Genomic DNA, 20,549 nt, shown 5'->3' on the forward strand with positions numbered 1-20,549 from the left:
TCGACCTCAGCGGTAAGCGGCATCGGCGGCACGACGCTCGGCGATCTCGGATTCGAGACGGTCGCCCAGGGCCAGCAGCTGCGGCTTGGTAACGATGTTTTCGCCACGATTCTCGAAGTGGTACTCGAGGATGTGGGTCTCGACGATCGAGTCCACCGGGCAGCTTTCCTCACAGAAGCCGCAGAAGATGCACTTGAACAGATCGATGTCGTAGCGCGTGGTACGGCGGGTGCCGTCCTCGCGCTTGGCCGAATCGATGGTGATGGCCAATGCCGGGCACACCGCTTCGCACAGCTTGCAGGCGATGCAGCGCTCTTCACCGTTGGGATAACGGCGCAGGGCATGCAGGCCACGGAAGCGCGGCGACTGCGGGAACTTCTCCATCGGGTACATCATCGTGTACTTCGGCTTGAAGCTGTACTTCAGCGTCAGCCAGAGACCGGCCAGCAGTTCGAGCAGCAGCAGGCTCTTGAAGTAATGGGTAATCCTGTTCATCACTTAGACGCCCTTTTGAATCACGCCGAAGAACACCATGACGGCGGTAACCGCGATCCAGAAAATGGTCAGCGGGATGAAGACCTTCCAGCCCAGGCGCATGATCTGGTCATAGCGGAAGCGCGGGAAGCTTGCTCGGAACCAGATGTAGGCACTGGCGAAGAAGAAGACCTTGACGAACAGCCACGGCCAGCCGCCCTTCCAGATCCAGTCGATGAACGGCGAGATCTCGCCCGGGTTGACCCAGCCCTGGATCGGGCTCAGCCAGCCACCGAGGAAGAAGATCGAGATCAGGAAGCTGATCAGGATCATGTTCGCGTATTCGGCCAGGAAGAACAGGGCGAACGCACCGCCGGAGTACTCGACCATGTGGCCGGCGACGATTTCCGACTCGCCTTCCACCACGTCGAACGGCGCGCGGTTGGTTTCGGCGACGCCGGACACCCAGTACACGACGAACAGCGGGAACAGCGGGATCAGGAACCAGTCGAAGAAGCCGGAGCTGCCGGCCTGGGCCATCACGATGTTGCTGAGATTGAGGCTGCCCGAAGCGATCATCACGCCGACCAGGGCGAAGCCCATCGCGATTTCGTAGCTGATCATCTGCGCCGAGGCGCGCATGGCACCCAGGAACGCGTACTTCGAGTTGGAGGCCCAACCGGCAAGGATGATGCCGTAGATGCCCAGCGAGGTCATCGCCAGCAGGTACAGCAGGCCGGCATTGGCGTTGGACAGCACCAGCTGATGGTCGAACGGCACCACCGACCACGCGGCGAAGGCTGGGGCCAGGGTGATCAGCGGCGCCAGCAGGAAGATCGCCTTGTTGGCGCTGCTGGGCTGCAGGACTTCCTTGAACAGCAGCTTGAAGACGTCGGCGAAGGCCTGGAAGATGCCCATGCCCACGTACATCGGGCCGTGGCGGACGTGCATCCAGCCGATCAGCTTGCGTTCCCAGACCACGTAGAAGGCCACCGAGACGATCACCGGAACGGTGATCACCAGGATCTTCAGGATGATCCAGATCAGCGCGCCGATGTCACCCAGGCCAAGCAGCCACTGGTGCAGCGGATCGACCGCGTTAATCAGCAATTCGTTCATGCAGCCACCACCGAAACACGAGCGGCACCCAGCGGCGCGGTTGCGCCGTGGCCCGATTCAATCCAGACCGAACCCGCAGCGACGCGGGCGTCGACCACCACCGGCAGGGTGGCCTTGCCGGCATCGGTGCCGACCTTGGCCATCTGCCCTTCCTGCAGCTGCAGGCGGGCGGCATCGTCAGCGTTGAGCACGATGCGCGGGGCGTTGTTGAGCGGATGCGACTGCAGCGCCGGGGCGCGACGGACCACCGCATCGGTGCGGTAGATCGCAGCGGTCGAGGCCACTTCCATGCCCTCGCCCGCCAGCACCGGCTGTGCCGAAGCGGACACCTGCACGTTCACCGGTGCCAGGCTGGCGCGCAGGCCGGCCAGGTCGATGAACTCGAAACCGGCCACGGCCAGCTCACCGCCGAGTGCACGCAGCACGCGCCAGCCCTCGCGGGCCTCGCCCGGCAGCTTGCCGCCGGCACGCGCCGACTGCTCGCGACCATCGAGGTTGGTCAGGGTGGCATCGATTTCCGGCAGCGCACCGATCGGCAGGATCACGTCGGCAACGTCGCGGGTCGAGGCGCAGGCGAACTGGCTGAAGGCCACCACCTGTGCGCCGACCAGCGCCTTGCGCGCGGCCGGAGCATCGGCGAAGTCCAGGCCCGGTTCCAGGCCGTAGACCACGTAGGCCTTGCGCGGATCGGCCAGCATCGCAGCGACGTCCTTGCCGGCCGGCAGTACGCCGGCGCGGGTCAGGCCGATCGCATTGGCGCCCTGCGGGATGCGGCACAGCTTGGCACCGGTGGCGGCGGCGAAATCACGCGCAGCGGCGCGGATCGCAGCAGCCTGCGGATGGTTCTCGGCGATGCCACCGACGATCAGCACCGTATTGGTACCGCCCTGCACCGCCGAACGCAGCTCGGCGTTGGCCAGCGCATCGGCGAACTTCGACGGAGCCACGATCTGCTTGCCGGCAACGCTGAACGCGAAGTCGAAGTCGACCGGGTTGACCACGTGGATCTTCGCGCCGTTCTGGGTCTGCGCCTTGCGCAGGCGGGCGTGCAGCAACGGCAGCTCGTGGCGGATGTTGCTGCCGAGCACGACGATGCGGTCCGCGCCTTCGATCTCGGCCAGCGGCAGGCCGAACACTTCGGCAGTGGCGGCGTCGGAGAAGTCGCGGTTGTTGATGCGGTGGTCGATGTTGGCCGAACCCAGGCCGGTGGCCAGGCGGGCCAGCAGTGCGCCCTCTTCGTTCGACGTCGACGGGTGCACCAGCACGCCCAGGTTGTCGCCCTGGTTGGCCTTGAGGATCTCGGCGGCCGCGGCCAGGCCTTCAGCCCAGCTCACTTCCTTCCACTCGCCGTTGACCTTGCGCAGCGGCTTGACCGCACGGTCTTCGCTGTACAGGCCCTGGTGCGAATAACGGTCACGATCGGACAGCCAGCACTCGTTGACCGCCTCGTTGTCGCGCGGCACGGTACGCAGCACTTCGCCGCGACGCACGTGCAGGAACAGGTTCGAGCCCATCGCGTCGTGGTAGCCCAGCGATTCGCGCGCGGTCAGTTCCCACGGACGGGCGCGGAACTGGAACACCTTGTTGGTCAGCGCGCCGACCGGGCACACGTCGACGACGTTGCCCGAAAGCTCGGTGGTCAGCGGCTTGCCGTCGTAGGTGCCGATCTGCAGGTTTTCACCGCGGTACATGCCACCCAGTTCATAGGTACCGGCAACGTCGGCGGTGAAGCGGACGCAGCGGGTGCACTGGATGCAGCGGGTCATCTCGGTGGCGACCAGCGGGCCCATGTCCTCGTCGGCCACCACGCGCTTGCGCTCGTTGAAGCGGCTGACCGAACGGCCGTAGCCCAGCGACACGTCCTGCAGCTCGCACTCGCCGCCCTGATCGCAGATCGGGCAATCCAGCGGGTGGTTGATCAGCAGGAACTCCATCACCGAGCGCTGGAACTTCAGCGCCTTTTCACTGCGGGTGGCGACCTTCATGCCTTCCATCACCGGCGTGGCGCAGGCCGGTGCCGGCTTCGGCGACTTTTCCACATCCACCAGGCACATGCGGCAGTTGGCAGCGATCGGCAGCTTCTCGTGGTAGCAGAAGCGCGGAATCGAAATGCCCGCCTTGTCGGCGGCCTGGATGATCATCGAACCCTTGGGCACGACCAGCGACTTGCCATCGATCTCGATGGTGACGTGGTCCGGTGGCACGCTGGGATTTATGGGTTGCGCGCTCATGCAGCGGCTGCCTCCACCTTCTTGCCGTCAACCATCGAATGACCGTTGACGATGTAGTACTCGAATTCGTCCCAGAACTGGCGCAGGAAACCCTGGATGGGCCATGCCGCCGCTTCGCCGAACGCACAGATGGTATGGCCTTCGATCTGGCCGGCCACGGTCTTCAACTGGTGCAGGTCTTCCATCGTGGCCTTGCCGGCGACGATGCGCTCCAGCACGCGGTGCATCCAGCCGGTACCTTCGCGGCACGGGGTGCACTGGCCACAGGATTCCTTGTGGAAGAACTGGCTGATGCGGCAGGCGAACTTGACGCAGCAGACGCTGTCATCCAGCACCACGACCGCACCGGAGCCCAGGCCGGAGCCCAGCGCACGGATGGTGTCGTAGTCCATCGGCAGGCCCTTCAGCTCGGCCGCGGTCAGCACCGGCATGGACACGCCGCCCGGGATCGCGCCCTTGAGCTTGCGACCCGGCTTGAGGCCGCCGGCCATTTCCAGCAGGTCGTCGAAGGTGGTGCCCAGCGGCACTTCGAAATTGCCGCCCTTCTGCACGCAGCCGGACACCGAGAAGCACTTCGGGCCGCCATTGGCGGTCAGGCTCAGGCCCTTGAACCACTCCGGACCATTGCGGATGATCGCCGGCACCGAACCGTAGGTTTCGGTGTTGTTGATCGTCGACGGCTTGCCATACAGGCCGAAATTGGCCGGGAACGGCGGCTTGTAGCGCGGCTGGCCCTTCTTGCCTTCCAGCGATTCCATCAGCGCGGTTTCTTCGCCGCAGATGTAGGCGCCGGCACCCAGGGCGCCGTAGATGTCGATATCCACGCCCGAGCCCAGCACGTTCTTGCCCAGCCAGCCGTTTGCATAGGCATCGGCCAGGGCCTGCTCGAAGTGCTCGAACGGCTCGTGGTGGAATTCACCGCGCAGGTAGTTGTAGCCCACGGTCGAACCGGTGGCGTAGCAGGCAATCGCCATGCCTTCGACCACCGAATGCGGGTTGTAGCGCAGGATGTCGCGATCCTTGCAGGTGCCCGGCTCGGATTCATCCGAGTTGCAGAGGATGTACTTCTGCACGTTGCCCTTGGGCATGAAGGACCACTTCAGGCCGGTCGGGAAACCGGCGCCGCCGCGGCCGCGCAGGCCCGAGGCCTTGACCATCTCGATGACCTGCTCCGGCGGGATCTTCTCTTCGAGGATCTTGCGCAGGGCAGCGTAGCCACCGGTCTTCAGATAGCTTTCGTACGACCACGGGGTGTCGTAATGCAGGGTGGTGTAGACCACCTGGTGCGGCAGCGGCGCGGGGCCGACCGGACCCTTGGATTCGTGGTGATGTGCCATGCCCTTACTCCAGCCCGTCCAGAAGCTCGTCGACCTTTTCCAGGGTCAGACGCTCATGGTAGTGACCATTGATGACCATCATCGGTGCACCCGCGCAGCCGGCCAGGCACTCTTCCTCGCGCTTGAGGTAGACGCGGCCGTCAGCGGTCGACTGACCGTTCTTGATGCCCAGCTTCTTCTCGCAATGGCGCACGATGTCTTCGGCGCCATTGAGCCAGCAGCTGATGTTCGTGCAGATGGCCACGTTGTTGCGGCCCACCTTCTCGGTCTCGAACATCGAGTAGAAGCTGGCAACCTCGTAGGCCCACACCGGCGGCAGGTCCAGGTACTTGGCCACGCCGGCGATCAGCTCGTCGGTCAGCCAGCCCTGGTTCTGCTCCTGGGCAGCATGCAGACCCTGCAGCACGGCAGAGCGCTTGCGGTCCGGCGGGAACTTGGACAGCCAGTGATCGATGTGAGCGCGGGTTTTGTCGCTCAACACCACCATCGGGTCGACGTCGCGCGCCGCCTCGAAATTACCTGTCGCCTTCATCGGCCGACCTCAGCGAAATGCATAACGTGAAATTGCAGAAACTGCGGCGCCGGCTTGCGCCGGCTGCCTGCAGCGGGCGTTGGCGTGGCGGACGGCATTACCGGTCAACCTCGCCGAACACCAGATCGTAGGTACCGATCATCGCCACCACGTCGGCCAGCATGTGGCCGCGCACGATCGAATCGATCGAGGACAGGTGGGCAAAGCCCGGCGCACGAAGGTGTACGCGGAACGGCTTGTTGGCGCCGTCGGAAACCAGGTAGCAGCCGAATTCGCCCTTGGGCGCTTCAACCGCGGCGTAGGTCTCGCCGGCCGGCACGCAATAGCCTTCACTGAACAGCTTGAAGTGATGGATCAGCGCTTCCATGTCGTCCTTCATGTCCTCGCGCTTGGGCGGAGCGACCTTGAAGTTCTTGACCATGACCGGGCCGGGGTTGGCCTTCAGCCATGCCACGCACTGCTTGATGATGCGGTTGGACTCGCGCATTTCGGCAACGCGGCACAGGTAGCGATCGTAGCAATCGCCTTCCTTGCCCAGCGGGATGTCGAAATCGACGGCATCGTACTTCGCATAAGGGCGCTTCTTGCGCAGATCCCAGGCGACGCCCGAGCCACGCAGCATCACGCCGGTCATGCCCCACTGGTGGGCCAGCTCCGGGGTGACCACGCCGATGCCGACGGTACGCTGCTTCCAGATACGGTTGTCGGTCAGCAGGGTCTCGTATTCGTCGACACGACCCGGGAACTCATTGGTGAAGTTCTCCAGGAAGTCCAGCAGCGAACCTTCGCGCGAGGCATTGAGGTTCTTCAGGGCCTTGCCCTTGTGCCAGCGCGATTCCTTGTACTTCGGCATGTGGTCCGGCAGGTCGCGGTAGACACCGCCCGGACGGTAGTACGCCGCGTGCATGCGCGCGCCGGAGACCGCTTCGTAGCAGTCCATCAGCTCTTCGCGCTCGCGGAAGGCGTACAGCATCACCGCCATCGCACCCAGGTCGAGCGCGTTGGAACCCAGCCACATCAAGTGGTTCAGGATGCGGGTGATCTCGTCGAACATCGTGCGGATGTACTGCGCGCGCTCCGGCGCCTCGATGCCCATCAGGGTCTCGATCGAGCGCACGTAGGCGTGCTCGTTGCACATCATCGACACGTAATCCAGGCGATCCATGTAGCCGATCGACTGGTTGAAGGGCTTGGATTCGGCCAGCTTCTCCGTGCCCCGGTGCAGCAGACCCACGTGCGGGTCGGCACGCATGATGGTCTCGCCGTCCATCTCCAGGATCAGGCGCAGCACACCGTGCGCGGCCGGATGCTGCGGGCCGAAGTTCATGGTGTAGTTGCGGATTTCCTGCCGGCTTTCGGCAGCGTTGCTGGCGAATGCTTCGCCGGCCTGGTGTACGTGACTCACTTCACTGCCTCCTGCGAGCGCTCGCCGGCAGCGGTCTGCAGGCGGGCGTCGTCGCGGATCACGCGCGGCACGCCGACGCGCGGCTCCACCGAGGTGACCGGTTCGTAGATGACACGCTTCTTTTCTTCGTCGTAGCGGACTTCGACGTTGCCGATCAGCGGGAAGTCCTTGCGGAACGGATGGCCGACGAAACCGTAGTCGGTCAGGATCCGGCGCAGGTCCGGGTGACCTTCGAAGATCACGCCATACAGATCGAACGCTTCGCGCTCGAACCAGTTCAGGCCCGGCCAGATGCTGGTCAGCGAGGACACCACCGGCAGCGCTTCGTCAGGCGCGAAGCAGCGCAGGTGCATCATCAGGTTGTGCTGGTACGAACGCAGCTGTGCGACCACGGCGAAGCGCTGGGTCGGCATGTGCTGCGGACGGGCACCGTCGGCGCTCTCTTCGCTGGGGAATTCGCCCCAGGCGAAGCGGCCCTGGGCCTTGCCCTCGACACCGCGGCTGAAGCCCTGCGAGGACACGTCGGCGGTGTCCCACTCGTCGGAGCCATAACCGAGGTAATCGACGCCGCAGAGGTCCACGGCCTGCTCGAAACCAAACTCGTCACGCAGCGCGAGGGCGGTGGCGTGCCACTCAGCGGCAGGCACTTCCAGCGTCACTTCGCCGCGGGGTTCGACCACGATGACCTTCGCACCAGCGAAACGTGCGGAGAGTCGGTCGATGAAGGATGCTTGCTCTGCCATGGGGGCTTGGCGCGCTCTTGTCAGGTGAAGGGGTCAGCGGGCGATGGTCTGTGTACGCCAGATCTTCTTCTGCAGCTGCAGGATCCCGTACACCAGCGCCTCGGCGGTCGGCGGGCAGCCCGGGACGTAGACGTCCACCGGCACCACGCGATCACAGCCGCGCACCACAGAATAGGAATAGTGGTAGTAACCACCGCCATTGGCGCAGCTGCCCATGGAGATCACCCACTTGGGGTCGGGCATCTGGTCATAGACCTTGCGCAGCGCCGGGGCCATCTTGTTGACCAGGGTGCCGGCGACGATCATCACGTCGGACTGGCGCGGCGACGGGCGGAACACCACACCGTAGCGGTCAAGGTCCAGGCGCGCTGCACCTGCGTGCATCATTTCGACCGCACAGCAGGCCAGACCGAAGGTCATGGGCCACATCGAGCCGGTGCGTGCCCAGTTCAGCAGCGCATCGACGCTGGTGGTGACAAAGCCCTTTTCCAGCAGCGGGTTGTCGCCTTCCGGCCGCAGGATGTCGTCAACCCGCCCTTCCGGGACAGGATTGGTCATCAGGCCATCGAGAGTCTGAATCACTCCCATTCCAGCGCTCCCTTCTTCCAGACATAGATGAAACCGAGGAACAGCATGCCGACGAACAGACCCATGGTGACGAGCGAACGCGCGCCAAGCTCCATGAAGACCTGCGTCCACGGCACGATGAAGATGATTTCCAGGTCGAAGACGATGAACTGGATCGCGATCAGGTAGTAGCGCACGTCGAACTTCATACGCGCGTCTTCGAAGGCTTCGAAGCCGCACTCGTACGGCGACAGCTTTTCCAGATCGGGGCGGCGGGGACCGAGGAATCGACCAACCAGCATCAGCGTAATGCCGATACCGGTGGCAACGATCAGAAACAGCAGAGACGGCAAATATTCGGCCAGCACAGCGATTCTCTCTTGCCTCTGCCGCTGCGCCTGCAGGCGCTTTGGCATGGGGGAGTGGACGGGAAGCTGCCTGGCGCCTTGCGCGCCAGACCAACCCGCTTTACTTACTAAATGGTGCCCAAGAGGGGACTCGAACCCCTACGACCTAAGTCGCTACCACCTCAAGGTAGTGCGTCTACCAATTCCGCCACCTGGGCAAACGATCACATCAGACTATCTTCCCGATGCGCCGCGTATTGTAACCGGCTTCAGTCTTTCTGGGAGCCTTCCGAAGGCTTTTCTTCACCAGAAACCGAAGATTCCGCCTGAGCCGGCACAGTTGCGGCCGGAACCGGGGCGGCCGGGACCGCATCGGCCTTCGGAACGGCCGGCAATTCGCCCGCCGGAGCGGCCGGAGCGCTGGCCGCCGGGGCGGACATCAGACCCAGATCCTGATCGGCGGCCGGGCGGTTGCCATGGCCGGCGTACCAGGCCATGAAGAGGCTGATGCCGAAGAACACCACGGCCAGCCACTTGGTCGACTTGGACAGGAAGTTGGACGCGCCACGCGCACCGAACACGGTCCCCGAGGCGCCAGCGCCAAAGCCCGAACCTGCCGCCGCACCCGAGCCACGCTGCATCAGGATCAGCGCGACCATGGCTACGGCAACCAGCACGTAGACGACATTGAGGATCAACATCAGCATTGGAAATCCGCCCTCGGACTAGAGTGCCGGCGGCTAGCCGGCAACCGTAACTAATTGTTTGCCGCCGCCTCTGCGATGGCCAGGAAGTCGGCGGCCACCAGGGAGGCACCACCAACCAGCCCACCATCGACATCCGGCTGCGCGAACAGTTCCCCGGCATTGTCGGGCTTCACGCTACCGCCGTAAACAATGGGCAGTGAATCAGCAATTCTAGCATCGATGCGCGCGACTTCGCCACGAATGAACGCGTGCACCTGCTGCGCCTGCTCCTTGGTTGCGGTGCGGCCGGTTCCGATCGCCCAGACCGGCTCGTAGGCGACCACGGCATTGGCGAAGCCTGCGGCCCCGACAAGCTCGAGCACCGGGGCCAGCTGGCTGGCGATGACCGCCTCGGTCTGCCCGGCCTCGCGCTGCTCAAGGGTTTCACCGACGCAGAGTACCGGCACCAAGCCGGCATGCAGGGCGGCGGCGAACTTGCGCGCTACCAGTTCGCTGCTCTCGTTGTGGTACTGGCGGCGCTCGGAGTGGCCGACCAGACCATAGCGGGCACCCACCTCGTGCAGCATGGCCGCACAGACCTCACCGGTGTAGGCGCCCTTCTCATTGCTGCTGACGTCCTGTGCACCAAAGGCCAGGCCGGTCTCGCCGAAGTCTTCGACCAGCTCACCCAGATAGGGCATCGGCGGCAGGATGACCACCTCCACCCCGCTCTTTGGCAGCCCGGCAGCGACCTGCCCCAGCAGTTCGGTGGCGAATTGACGGCTGCCGTGCAGCTTCCAGTTTCCAGCGACGATCTTGCGGCGCATGAGCGGGTGGCTCCTGTGTGAACTCAGCCGCCCATGATACCTGCTGCGGCAAAAAACCGTTTCCGTGTAAGCGGTTACATGGATTTTCAGCCAACGGCGCAGCCCCTCGTGGCGGGGGTTGGGGCTGGTTGGTCGCGGAGAGCCCGGTGGGGATATGGAGGCTGGCCGGTCGGGTGGGTTGCGCAGGGGACGCTGCAAGTACGTCCTTGTAAGCTCGTAGGCGCCATCCATGGCGCCTGCGCCCCTGCGCAGCCCACCCGGCCGGCCCCTGACACATTCCGGCGGTTCCCGCCCGCCACGGAAAGAAAAAAGAAGAGCAAAGGCAAAGGCAGCATCCCGGGCGGCCGCCGGGATCTGACCCCCAAAAGCGAAAGCAGAGCTTCAACTCCTTCCTGCCTCGAGACCTGACAGATCTCATCCACGCATGGCGTGGATAAATAGATAGATCGTGTCGACCAAGGTCGACACCTACCAACAGCCGCGGGAAATTGTCGGGGGTGGGGCGGTGTGGGTTGGCAGGACCGTTGGCGCCATGGGCCCGAGGCATGCCTCGGGCAGGTTGGGCAGGACGCCCAACCCCGGTCTTGCCGTGTGCGCAGGACAGCGCACACGAGCAAGGCGCCATCGAGCCCCCATGGACGGGTTTACGGCGTGTCCTGCCAGCCCACACCGCCCCGCCCAACCCACAGAAACCCAGAGCCGCTTTGGCTTTGGCTTTGGCCTTGGCCTTGGCCTTGGCCTTGGCTTTGGCTCTGGCCTCTGCGGGTGCAGGGTGCAACCCTGCCGAATACCCTCCGCTGCGCTCGCCGGGCATGGCCCGGCGCTAGCCGTAACAAGAAGGCCGCCTTTCGGCGGCCTTCTTGTTACTTCAGCTTGATCTCGCGCAGGCGCTCTTCGAGGAAGCCGTGCGCGGTGATCGGTTCCGGGTACCGGCTCGGGTTCTCCTCGGTGATGCACGAGGGCAGCACGTCGATCAGGAAATCCGGGTTCGGGTGCAGGAAGAACGGCACCGAATAGCGCGGCTGGCGGGCCAGCTCACCCGGGGGATTGACCACCCGGTGGATGGTCGACGGATACACGTGGTTGGTCAGGCGCTGCAGCATGTCGCCGATGTTGACCACGATGGTGTCCGCGTCCGAGGTGAACGGCACCCAGTCCCCGTCATGCGACTGCACTTCCAGGCCTGCCGCGCTGGCACCGACCAGCAGCGTGATGAAGTTGATGTCGCCATGCGCACCAGCGCGCACGTTGGGAATGTCGTCGGTGGTGATCGGCGGGTAATGGATCGGGCGCAGGATCGAATTGCCGAAATTGGTCTTGTCGGCGAAGAAGTGCTCCGGCAGGCCGATGTGCAGGGCCAGGGCCGAAAGCACGCGCGAACCCAGGTTGTCCAACGCCTGGTACAGGCCGTAACCACGCTCACGGAAGCCCTCGACCTCGGACGGCCACAGGTTCGGCGCCATCACGTCCCGGTACTTGGAGTCGTCGGCGATCTCGCGACCGATGTGCCAGAACTCCTTCAGGTCGAAGTGCTTGGAGCCCTTGGCGGTCTCCACACCGAACGGGGTATAGCCACGGGCGCCGCCGCTGCCAGCCACGTGGTACTTCCGCTTCGTCTCATCCGGCAGTGCGAAGAAGGCCTTGAAGACGTCGTAGGCCGCATCGATGTCGGCCTGCGGGATGCCGTGGTTGCGGATGCCGGCAAACCCCCATTGGCGATATGCCGCCCCCAGCTCGGCCACGAAGGCGTCGCGGTCACTGTCGAAACGGGTGATGTCGAGGGTGGGGATCTGGCTCACAGCGGTTCCTGGCTTGTCGTTGAGTCGGTACGGGCCCGCCATGCAATGGCGACCGATCTGAACATTGTGACAGATAGATCGGAACACGCCACCGACACACTGAAACAAACCGATACAATGCGCCACCCGCGCGCGGTTTAACGACTTCGTCACGCCGGAAATCGCCCCGTTGCCCACCTGAACCCGCCCCGCCATGGATGCCGCCCTGCCCGACGCCACTGCCGCTGTTATTTCCGGCCCTGCCCGACGCTGGCGCCGGCTGGCCTGGTGGTCCATGTTCGTGGCCGCCAACGCCGTGCTGGCCGCGCTCATCGCACTGGGCAACGTGCCGCTACGCGACAACCCCGGCGGCACGCTCGGCCTGGCTTATCTGGCGTTCGCCCTGCCCGGCCACCTGCTCGCGTTCGGTGCCCTGGCTGGCCTGCTGCCGCTGGCCATCGGCCTGTGGCCGCGCAGCGCGCGCGCATTGAGCGTCTCGGCGGTGATCTGCCAGGGCCTGTGGCTGTGCCTGCTGCTGGTGGATGCCAAGGTCTTCGCGCTGTATCGCTTCCACCTCAACGCGATGGTTGCCAACATGGTGTTCGGCGGCGCCCTGCAGGATCAGGTCAGCCTGTCCTGGAAGACCTGGCTGCAGGCGGCGGCTCTGGTATCGGCGATTTTCGCCGCGCAGGGCCTGCTGGCCTGGGCGTGCTGGAAGCTGCTGCCCGCAGCGCCACGGCGGCGGCGGGTACTGCAGGCCTGGGCGGTGGTTGCCCTGCTGATGGGCGGCGGCCAGGTCGCCACTGCCTACTACGACGCGCTCGGCGAACGCGCAGTGATCAGCCAATGGAACTACCTGCCATTGGCGCAGCCGATCACCGCCAAGAGCGCGATGCGCCGCTTCGGCGTGGTCAGCCAGCACCAGGTCGGCCTGCCCGATCCGCGCCATGCCCAGCTCAACTATCCGTTGCAGCCCCTTCGCTGCCAGAGCCACCAGCGGCCGAACGTGCTGATGGTGGTACTGGAGTCGTTGCGCCATGACGTGCTCACCCCGCAGTTCATGCCCAACGCCTCGGCGCTGGCCCGGTCCTCGCGGGTGTACGAACATCATTTCAGCACCGGCAACGCCACCCGCTATGGTCTGTTCGGGCTGCTGTACGGCCTGCCGGGTGGCTACTGGCCCAGCATGCTCGACGAGCAGCGCGGCTCGCAGTTGTTCAAGGTGCTGGGACAGCAGGGCTATGACCTGCATCTGTATGGCAGCGCGCCGCTGTACAGCCCGGAGTTCGATCGCACAGCGTTCGCCGATGTCCGCGACCAGTTGCACCAGGGGCCGTCCGAACTGACCTCCGACGGCCGTGATGCCGCCATCGTCGCTGGACTGCAGAAGGACATCCGCGCCAGCCAGGCTGCGCAGCGCCCGTGGTTTGGTTTCGTGTTCCTCGATTCCACCCACGCGCCCTACCACATGCCGGCCGGCTATCCGCCGCTCGCTACGCCGATGGCCGATGCCATCGATTTTCTCAAGTTCGGCCCCGAGCACGATCCAACGCCGGAATTGAACCGTTATCACACCGCGGTGCATTACGCCGACAGCCTGATTGGATCGCTGCTGGATGACCTGCGTGCGCAGGGACTGGACCAGGACACGATCGTGCTGGTGACCGGTGACCACGCCGAGGAATTCAACGACCTCAAACTCAACTACTGGGGCCACAACGGCAACTTCTCCAACCACCAGCTGCAGGTGCCCTTCGTGCTGCATTGGCCCGGCCAGGGTGGCGGCCGCGACGCGCGGGTCAGTTCGCATGAAGACTGGGTGCCGACGCTGATGCGCCACGGCCTGGGCTGCGAGAACGCATTGACCGACTACAGCACCGGCCACGACCTGCTGGCTGCACCGACCGGCAAGCGTGCGCTGGTGGTGGAAAGCTGGTCGCAGCGTGCGGTGCGCAATGGCGAGGCGATCTACGTGTTCGACAAATTCGGCAACGCCACCGCGCTCGATGCGCGCTACCGCCCCCTGCCGCAACAGACCCCCGACGCCGCCAGCATCCGCGCGGCATGGGAAGCGCTGACGCGCTTCCGCAACCGCTGAATCCAAGGACCGATCCACCATGAACCGTCCGCTGCGCATCCTGCATACCGAAGCCGCCAAAGGCATGGGCGGGCAGGAGATCTACATTTTCCGCCACATGCAGGTGATGCGCGCGCGCGGCCATGACGTCGCCCTGCTGTGCCAGCCGGACGCGCGCCTGGCAAAGCGCGCGCGCGATGATGGCTTCACCGTGCATACGCTGCGCATGGGCGGCCTGGCCCGGCTGCTGCGCGGCATCTGGTCGGTGTCACGGCTGGTCCGCCGCGAGCGCTACGACGTGGTCAACACCACCAGCCGTCGCGATGCATTGATTGCCGCCGCGGGCGCACGCCTGGGCGGCACACCGCTGGTAGTGCGCTCGCGCCACCTGATGAGCCCGGTGAATTCGCTGCTGACCTACACCGGCCTGCCGCACCGGGTCATCACGGTGAGCAATTTCGTCAAGCAACTGCTGGCCGACCGGGGAATTCCCGCCGATCACATCGGCATCGTGCCGCCGATGGCGGTTGCGCCAACCGACGCCACGCATGAGCCCTCCTGGCAGGCGTTGCAGGAGGCGCGCGCACGCGTGCGCGCCGAGCTCGGATTCGACGAACAGGACATCGTAGTGGGCTGCGTGGCCGTGCTGCGCGAACCCAAGGGCCACGCCGAACTGCTGCAGGCCATGGTGCCGCTGTGCAAGGCCAATCCCCGCCTGCATCTGGTGGTGGTCGGCGATGGCCAGGCAGTGATGCAGCGCCTGCAGGCCACGTGCGCCGAGCACGACCTGCAGCACCAGGTCCATCTGCTGGGCTTCCGCAGTGATGCCAGCCAGCTGATGCCCGGCTTTGACATCTTCGCCCTGGCCACACACAAGGAAGCATCGGGCACGGTGTTCCTGGAAGCGGCCCAGGCCGGCCTGCCGATCGTGTCGCATCGGGTCGGCGGCGTGCCTGAAATGCTGGTGGAAGGCAGCAATGCCATCCTCACTCGACTGGGTGACGGCGGCGCCCTCACCGGGGCGTTGCGGCTGCTGGTGGACGATCCCGAGCGTCGCCGGCAGATGGGACGTTCCGGCTGGGACTGGATCCGCAGCGCCAAGCGTTTCAGCCCCGAAGGCCACGCTGAAGCCACCGAACACTATTACCACCAATGGATGAAGGAGCTGGGTCATGGCTAATGCCAGAACCGTACCGGTGCTGATGCATCACCACGTCAGCAACTCGCCCGGCATGATCACGGTGTCGCCGGAGAATTTCGAAAGCCAGATCGCCTGGCTGGCGCGCACCGGCTGGACCTCGTTGACGCTGGACCAGTACGCCGGCTTCCTGGCCGGCAAGCCGGTGCCGCGCAAATCGATCGTGATCACCTTCGATGATGGCTACCTGGACAACTGGGTCTACGCCCATCCGATCCTGCAGAAGTACGGCATGCACGCGGTGGTGTTCGTGGTGACCGGCTGGATGCACGAGGGGCCGATGCGCCCGCATGCCGGCATCGCCGGCGCCACGCTGCCGGAAACGCCCGAACATCGCGCCTGCGAAGACCTGATCTACAAACAGGGCCGCAGTGACGAGGTGATGATGCGCTGGAGCGAAGCACGTGCGGCCATCGAGGCGGGCACCTTCGAGATCCATTGCCACACCCACACCCATACGCGCTGGCTGCGCCGCCAGGACCTGGATCGCGCCCAGCGCCGCGCCGGCATCAGTGGAGACCTCTCGATGGCCAAGGAAGTGCTGCTGGAGAAACTGGGCGAAGTGTCGGACACCCTGTGCTGGCCTTACGGCGATTTTGACCAGGACTATATCGAAGTGGCGCGTGAGCAGGGTTTCCGCTACCTGCATACCACCCATCCGTTCGGCCGCAACGTGGTCGGCGGCGATCCCGAGCGCATCTACCGCTTCGCCATCCGCAACCGGCCGGCAAGCTGGCTGCGCAAGCGCATCGCGTGGAGCTACAACCCGCTGATCGCCCCCCTGTTCAACGGCTTCAAGGCGCGGCAGAAGAAGATGGTGCCGGGGCCGTGATGGCGCTGCCAGCACTGGGCTGGCACAGCTTCGGCAAGGAAGCTCCAACAGAGTGGAAGGATTACAGGAAATGAACGTTCTGGTTACCGGCGGCGCTGGATTCATCGGCTCCCACACGTGCGTGGAACTGCAGCAGCAGGGCCATGCGGTGGTCGTCGTCGATTCACTGTGCAACAGCGACGCCGGGGTGATCGGCCGGATCGGCGACATCACCGGCATCGCGCCGCTGTTCGTACAGGCCGACGTGCGTGACCGTGCGCGGATCACCGCGGTGCTGCGCGAGCATTCGATCGATGCGGTACTGCATTTTGCCGCGCTGAAATCGGTTGGCGAATCGCGGCAGATGCCGTTGGACTACTTCGACAACAACATCAGCGGCACCCTCGCCCTGCTCGGCGCCATGCGCGATGCCGGCGTGGGCACGTTCGTGTTCAGCTCGTCGGCAACCGTGTACGGCGACCAGGACCATTGCCCGGTGGCCGAAACGGCCTCGACCTGCGCGATGACGCCCTATGGCCGTTCGAAGCTGGTGGTGGAGCAGCTGCTGTCCGACCTGGTCGGCGCCGATATGGCGCTGCATGTGGCAACGCTGCGCTACTTCAACCCGGTGGGGGCGCATTCAAGCGCGCTGATCGGCGAGCTGCCGCACGGAACGCCCAGCAACCTGATGCCCTACATCGCCCAGGTGGCCGCCGGCCTGCTGCCCGAAGTGCAGGTATTCGGCGATGACTATCCGACCTGTGACGGCACCGGCGTACGCGACTACATCCATGTGCAGGACGTGGCGCGGGCCCATGTGCTGGCGCTGCAGTACCTGCGCGACAAGCGCCGCAGCATCACCCTGAACCTGGGCACCGGCCAGGGCCACAGCGTGCTGGAACTGATCAAGGCCTTCGAGCAGACCGTCGGCCGGCCGATTCCGTTCCGGATCACCGGTCGTCGTAGCGGCGACATCGCGGTGAGTTTTGCCGACCCGTCCCTGGCCCTGCGCGAGCTGGGCTGGACCGCGCGCCATGGCCTGGCGGACATGTGCCGCGACACCTGGAGATGGCAGACGGAGATGCCGCGCAGCGCCTGATGCCTTGCTTGCGGCAGACAGCAACATGGCCGCACAAGCGGCCATGTTGTCGGTTCGATCCAGCGACAGGGTTCAGGCCGCGGCCGCTGTCCTGACCGCCGCCGAAAGCCGGTCCAGGGTGTCCTGCATCAGCGTCGCGTCATCGGCCTCGACCGTGACCCGCACCACCGGTTCGGTGCCGGAAGGACGCAGGAAGGCACGCCCGCGACCGGATACCGCCTGCTGCGCTTCGAGCAGCGCAGCCTGCACGCTCTCGGCCTGCACGGTGGCCTTGGCCGAGACATCGCCAAGGCGCACGTTGACCGTCTTCTGCGGCACCTTGGACAACGGCTGCAACGCTTCGCGCAGGTTCTTTCCCTGCTGCTTCAGCGCCACCAGTACCTGCAGGGCACTGACGATGCCGTCGCCGGTGGTGGCCCGGTCCAGGCACAGCAGATGGCCGGACGCTTCGCCACCGAGCACGCCGCCTCCCTCCACCAGTGCCTGATGCACGTAGCGGTCGCCGACGTTGCTGCGCTGGAACGGAATCTGCAGTTCGGCAAGGGCCTTTTCCAGACCGAAGTTGCTCATCAGGGTGCCGACCACCGGGCCGCGCAGGCGCCCTTCGGCCTGCCATGCGCGCGCCAGGATGTACACCAGGTCATCGCCATCGACCGGGTTGCCGCGGTCATCGGCCATCAACACCCGGTCACCATCGCCGTCGAAGGCGATGCCCAGGTCGGCGCGGGTCTCACGCACCTTGGCAGCGAGGTTGTCGATGTGGGTCGACCCGACGCCGTCGTTGATGTTGACGCCATTGGGTTCGGCACCGATGCCGATGACCTCCGCGCCCAGTTCGCGGAACAGCAGCGGCGCGATCTGGTAGGTGGCGCCATGCGCGCAGTCGAGCACCAGGCGCACACCGCGCAGATCGAACGCGCGCGGCACGCTGGACTTGCAGAACTCGATGTAACGGCCGACGGCCTCGCGTGCACGCGAGGCCTTGCCGAGCTTTTCCGAAACGGCCGTGGTGAACGGCACGTCCAATGCGGCTTCCAGCGCCAGCTCGGTGGCATCGTCGAGCTTCTCGCCCTGGGCGGAGAAGAACTTGATGCCGTTGTCGTAGTGCGGGTTGTGCGACGCACTGATGACGATGCCCGCGTCCACGCCCAGGGTACGGGTCAGGAAGGCAACGGCCGGGGTCGGCATCGGGCCGAGCAGCTGCACGTCAGCGCCCGCAGCGACCAGCCCGGCTTCCAGCGCGGCTTCGAACATGTAGCCGGAGATCCGCGTGTCCTTGCCGATCACTACGATCGGACGGCGCCCCTCCTGGCCGCGCTGGGCGACCAGCACGCGGCCAAGGGCGTTGCCCAGGCGCAGCACGAAATCAGCCGAGATCGCCCCTTGGCCGACTCGACCGCGGATGCCGTCGGTACCGAAGTACTTGCGGCTCCCCATCAAGCTTCCTCCGGTGCCGGCTCGCGCCGCAGCATCGCCAGCAGGTCGGCCAGGCGGTCGCGCAGTTCACGACGGTCACAGATCTGGTCGATGGCGCCGTGCTCGAGCAGGAACTCCGAACGCTGGAACCCTTCCGGCAGCTTCTCGCGCACGGTCTGCTCGATCACGCGCGGGCCGGCGAAGCCGATCAGTGCACGCGGTTCGGCGATGTTGATGTCGCCCAGCATCGCGAACGATGCCGACACACCGCCGGTGGTCGGGTGGGTCAGCACCGAAATGTACGGCTGTCCGGCTTCACGCAGTTTGCCCAGCGCGGCCGAGGTCTTGGCCATCTGCATCAGCGAGAACAGGCCCTCCTGCATGCGCGCGCCGCCACTGGCGGAGAAGCACACGTAGGGTGCGCCGATCTCGGCGGCGGTTTCGGCGGCAAGGGCGAAGCGCTCGCCGACCACCGAGCCCATCGAGCCCCCCATGAAGGCGAAATCGAAGGACGAGGCCACCAGGGGACGGCCCTTGAGCAGGCCGCGCATGGCGATCAGCGCGTCGTACTCACCGGTGTTCTTCTGCGCGATCTTGATGCGCTCGCTGTACTTCTTCTGGTCCTTGAACTTCAGCAGGTCGGTCGGCCCCAGGCGGGCAGCGATCTCGGTGGTGCTGTCGGCGTCGAACAGCGCAGCCAGACGGGCGCGCGCGCGGATGGCCATATGGTGGCCGCACTTCGGGCAGACCTCCAGATTCTCTTCCAGCTCCGGACGGTACAACGCACTGCCGCAGTTGCTGCACTTTTCCCACAGGCCCTCGGGGACGCTGCGCTTCTTGCTGGGGGTGTTGTCGGTGCGGATGCCAGACGGCATCAACTTGCTGAGCCAACTCATGCGGGAGGACACTTCCGTTCAGGGCGGCCCGGGGGCCGCAAAGGCGGACAGTCTAGCTCCGCTTTCCCTGCCCGTGCACCCCCTGCCCGGCCTTGGGCCCGCTGGAAAAAACCATGCTGGGACGTACGTTTAGGTGCTGGGTAGCGCCGGGCCATGCCCGCGCGCCCCACCGCCGGGCWTGGCCCGGCGCTACCATTACTGATCCAATGCCTGCCGCAGCGGAGCCAGGAACGCTGCGGCGCGCTGCGCCGCATCCTCGGTGGAGGTCGCTTCGGCCAGCACCGCCACCAGTGCGCTGCCGACCACCACGCCGTCGGCCTGGCGCGCCATGGCCGCCGCACTGGCTGCGTCCTTGATGCCGAAGCCGGCCACCACCGGCACGCTGGCCCTGGCCCGCAGCGCCTGCAGGCGTGCGCTGGCCGCGTCGCTGTCCAGTCGTTCCGAGGCGCCGGTGACCCCGGCAAAGCTGACGTAGTACAGATAGCCACGGGCCAGCGCCAGCAGCTTGTCAGCGCGTGCCTCGCTGGTGGTCGGCGATGCCAGCAGAACCAGCGCAAGGCCTGCAGCGTCGAAGGCCTGCTGGGCTTCGCTGGCCTCTTCCGGCGGCAGGTCGACCAGCAGCACGCCGTCCACGCCAGCCGCCACCGCCGCTTCGGCGAACGCCACGTAACCGTGGATCTCCACCGGGTTGAGATAGCCCATCAGCACCACCGGCGTCTGCGTGTCCTGTTGCCGGAACTGCGCCACCGCCTGCAGCACGTAACGGTTGCCGGCACCGCGGGCCAGCGCGCGCTCGGAACTGCGCTGGATGGTCGGGCCGTCGGCCATCGGATCGGAGAACGGCACGCCCAGTTCGATCACATCGGCACCGGCCTGGACCAGCGCGTGCATGACCGGCACCGTGGCTTCCAGCGAGGGATCACCGGCGGTGATGAAGGGGATCAGGGCCTTGCGCTGCTGCTGGCGCAGGCGCTGGAAACAGTCATCGAGTCGGGAAACAGGCATC

At 65.5% G+C, this 20,549-nt stretch carries 19 protein-coding genes and 1 tRNA gene; 4 read left to right on the forward strand and 16 right to left on the reverse strand.

Annotation, left to right across the window (positions count from 1 at the left end):
• Positions 1-6: 6 nt before the first annotated feature.
• From nuoI to AC1DCU_RS02560, 13 genes are all read right to left on the reverse strand, one after another.
• Positions 7-495 (reverse strand): NADH-quinone oxidoreductase subunit NuoI, encoded by a 489-nt coding sequence (gene nuoI, locus AC1DCU_RS02500; protein WP_005417924.1) that lies wholly within the window; start codon positions 493-495, stop codon positions 7-9.
• 3 nt (positions 496-498) lie between these two features.
• Positions 499-1,593, reverse strand: a complete 1,095-nt coding sequence (gene nuoH / locus AC1DCU_RS02505) for an NADH-quinone oxidoreductase subunit NuoH (RefSeq protein WP_025876209.1) — start codon at positions 1,591-1,593, stop codon at positions 499-501.
• A complete protein-coding gene (gene nuoG, locus AC1DCU_RS02510) occupies positions 1,590-3,824 on the reverse strand; it encodes an NADH-quinone oxidoreductase subunit NuoG (protein ID WP_025876207.1) in 2,235 nt (744 codons plus the stop codon). The genes nuoH and nuoG overlap by 4 nt, the downstream gene beginning before the upstream one ends.
• A complete protein-coding gene (gene nuoF / locus AC1DCU_RS02515) occupies positions 3,821-5,161 on the reverse strand; it encodes an NADH-quinone oxidoreductase subunit NuoF (protein WP_025876206.1) in 1,341 nt (446 codons plus the stop codon). The genes nuoG and nuoF overlap by 4 nt, the downstream gene beginning before the upstream one ends.
• 4 nt (positions 5,162-5,165) lie before the next feature.
• Positions 5,166-5,693: an NADH-quinone oxidoreductase subunit NuoE gene (nuoE, locus tag AC1DCU_RS02520; RefSeq protein ID WP_025876204.1), complete on the reverse strand. Its 528-nt coding sequence runs from the start codon at positions 5,691-5,693 to the stop codon at positions 5,166-5,168.
• 97 nt (positions 5,694-5,790) lie between these two features.
• The gene (locus AC1DCU_RS02525) at positions 5,791-7,098 is read right to left on the reverse strand and encodes an NADH-quinone oxidoreductase subunit D (RefSeq protein ID WP_025876202.1); all 1,308 of its coding nucleotides are present in this window, start codon (positions 7,096-7,098) and stop codon (positions 5,791-5,793) included.
• Positions 7,095-7,841: an NADH-quinone oxidoreductase subunit C gene (locus tag AC1DCU_RS02530; protein ID WP_025876200.1), complete on the reverse strand. Its 747-nt coding sequence runs from the start codon at positions 7,839-7,841 to the stop codon at positions 7,095-7,097. Before AC1DCU_RS02530 ends, AC1DCU_RS02525 begins: the two co-directional genes overlap by 4 nt.
• A gap of 33 nt (positions 7,842-7,874) precedes the next feature.
• Positions 7,875-8,429 (reverse strand): NuoB/complex I 20 kDa subunit family protein, encoded by a 555-nt coding sequence (locus AC1DCU_RS02535; RefSeq protein WP_025876198.1) that lies wholly within the window; start codon positions 8,427-8,429, stop codon positions 7,875-7,877.
• Positions 8,420-8,776, reverse strand: a complete 357-nt coding sequence (locus AC1DCU_RS02540; protein ID WP_005414075.1) for an NADH-quinone oxidoreductase subunit A — start codon at positions 8,774-8,776, stop codon at positions 8,420-8,422. The genes AC1DCU_RS02535 and AC1DCU_RS02540 overlap by 10 nt, the downstream gene beginning before the upstream one ends.
• Before the next feature lie 112 nt (positions 8,777-8,888).
• Positions 8,889-8,973, reverse strand: a tRNA-Leu gene (locus tag AC1DCU_RS02545).
• 51 nt (positions 8,974-9,024) lie between these two features.
• Positions 9,025-9,462: a preprotein translocase subunit SecG gene (gene secG / locus AC1DCU_RS02550; RefSeq protein ID WP_025876192.1), complete on the reverse strand. Its 438-nt coding sequence runs from the start codon at positions 9,460-9,462 to the stop codon at positions 9,025-9,027.
• Between the two features lie 50 nt (positions 9,463-9,512).
• Positions 9,513-10,268, reverse strand: a complete 756-nt coding sequence (gene tpiA / locus AC1DCU_RS02555; protein WP_025876190.1) for a triose-phosphate isomerase — start codon at positions 10,266-10,268, stop codon at positions 9,513-9,515.
• An 863-nt stretch (positions 10,269-11,131) separates the two neighbouring features.
• The gene (locus tag AC1DCU_RS02560; protein WP_049469229.1) at positions 11,132-12,109 is read right to left on the reverse strand and encodes an isopenicillin N synthase family dioxygenase; all 978 of its coding nucleotides are present in this window, start codon (positions 12,107-12,109) and stop codon (positions 11,132-11,134) included.
• 151 nt (positions 12,110-12,260) lie between these two features.
• Between AC1DCU_RS02560 and AC1DCU_RS02565 the strand changes: the two genes are divergently transcribed.
• The 4 genes from AC1DCU_RS02565 to galE all read left to right on the forward strand — a co-directional run bounded on the left by AC1DCU_RS02565 (position 12,261) and on the right by galE (position 17,231).
• Positions 12,261-14,144 carry a DUF3413 domain-containing protein gene (locus AC1DCU_RS02565; protein ID WP_442251653.1) on the forward strand — a complete coding sequence of 628 codons (1,884 nt, stop codon included), beginning with the start codon at positions 12,261-12,263 and terminating at the stop codon, positions 14,142-14,144.
• A gap of 19 nt (positions 14,145-14,163) precedes the next feature.
• On the forward strand, positions 14,164-15,303 hold the full coding sequence (locus AC1DCU_RS02570; RefSeq protein ID WP_032974999.1) for a glycosyltransferase family 4 protein: 1,140 nt from the start codon (positions 14,164-14,166) through the stop codon (positions 15,301-15,303).
• The gene (locus AC1DCU_RS02575; RefSeq protein WP_025876181.1) at positions 15,296-16,153 is read left to right on the forward strand and encodes a polysaccharide deacetylase family protein; all 858 of its coding nucleotides are present in this window, start codon (positions 15,296-15,298) and stop codon (positions 16,151-16,153) included. Before AC1DCU_RS02570 ends, AC1DCU_RS02575 begins: the two co-directional genes overlap by 8 nt.
• 70 nt (positions 16,154-16,223) lie before the next feature.
• The gene (galE, locus tag AC1DCU_RS02580) at positions 16,224-17,231 is read left to right on the forward strand and encodes a UDP-glucose 4-epimerase GalE (RefSeq protein WP_032975000.1); all 1,008 of its coding nucleotides are present in this window, start codon (positions 16,224-16,226) and stop codon (positions 17,229-17,231) included.
• A 72-nt stretch (positions 17,232-17,303) separates the two neighbouring features.
• On the opposite strand, the gene glmM is transcribed toward galE, so the two are convergent.
• The 3 genes from glmM to trpA all read right to left on the reverse strand — a co-directional run bounded on the left by glmM (position 17,304) and on the right by trpA (position 20,548).
• Positions 17,304-18,668, reverse strand: coding sequence for a phosphoglucosamine mutase (gene glmM / locus AC1DCU_RS02585; RefSeq protein WP_032975001.1), 1,365 nt, complete (start codon positions 18,666-18,668; stop codon positions 17,304-17,306).
• Entirely contained in the window at positions 18,668-19,543 is an 876-nt protein-coding gene (gene accD / locus AC1DCU_RS02590) for an acetyl-CoA carboxylase, carboxyltransferase subunit beta (protein WP_032975002.1), read from the reverse strand. Before accD ends, glmM begins: the two co-directional genes overlap by 1 nt.
• 195 nt (positions 19,544-19,738) lie before the next feature.
• The gene (gene trpA / locus AC1DCU_RS02595; RefSeq protein ID WP_032975003.1) at positions 19,739-20,548 is read right to left on the reverse strand and encodes a tryptophan synthase subunit alpha; all 810 of its coding nucleotides are present in this window, start codon (positions 20,546-20,548) and stop codon (positions 19,739-19,741) included.
• Between the last annotated feature and the right edge of the window lies 1 nt (position 20,549).

This window comes from Stenotrophomonas sp. 10L48 (assembly GCF_056395105.1).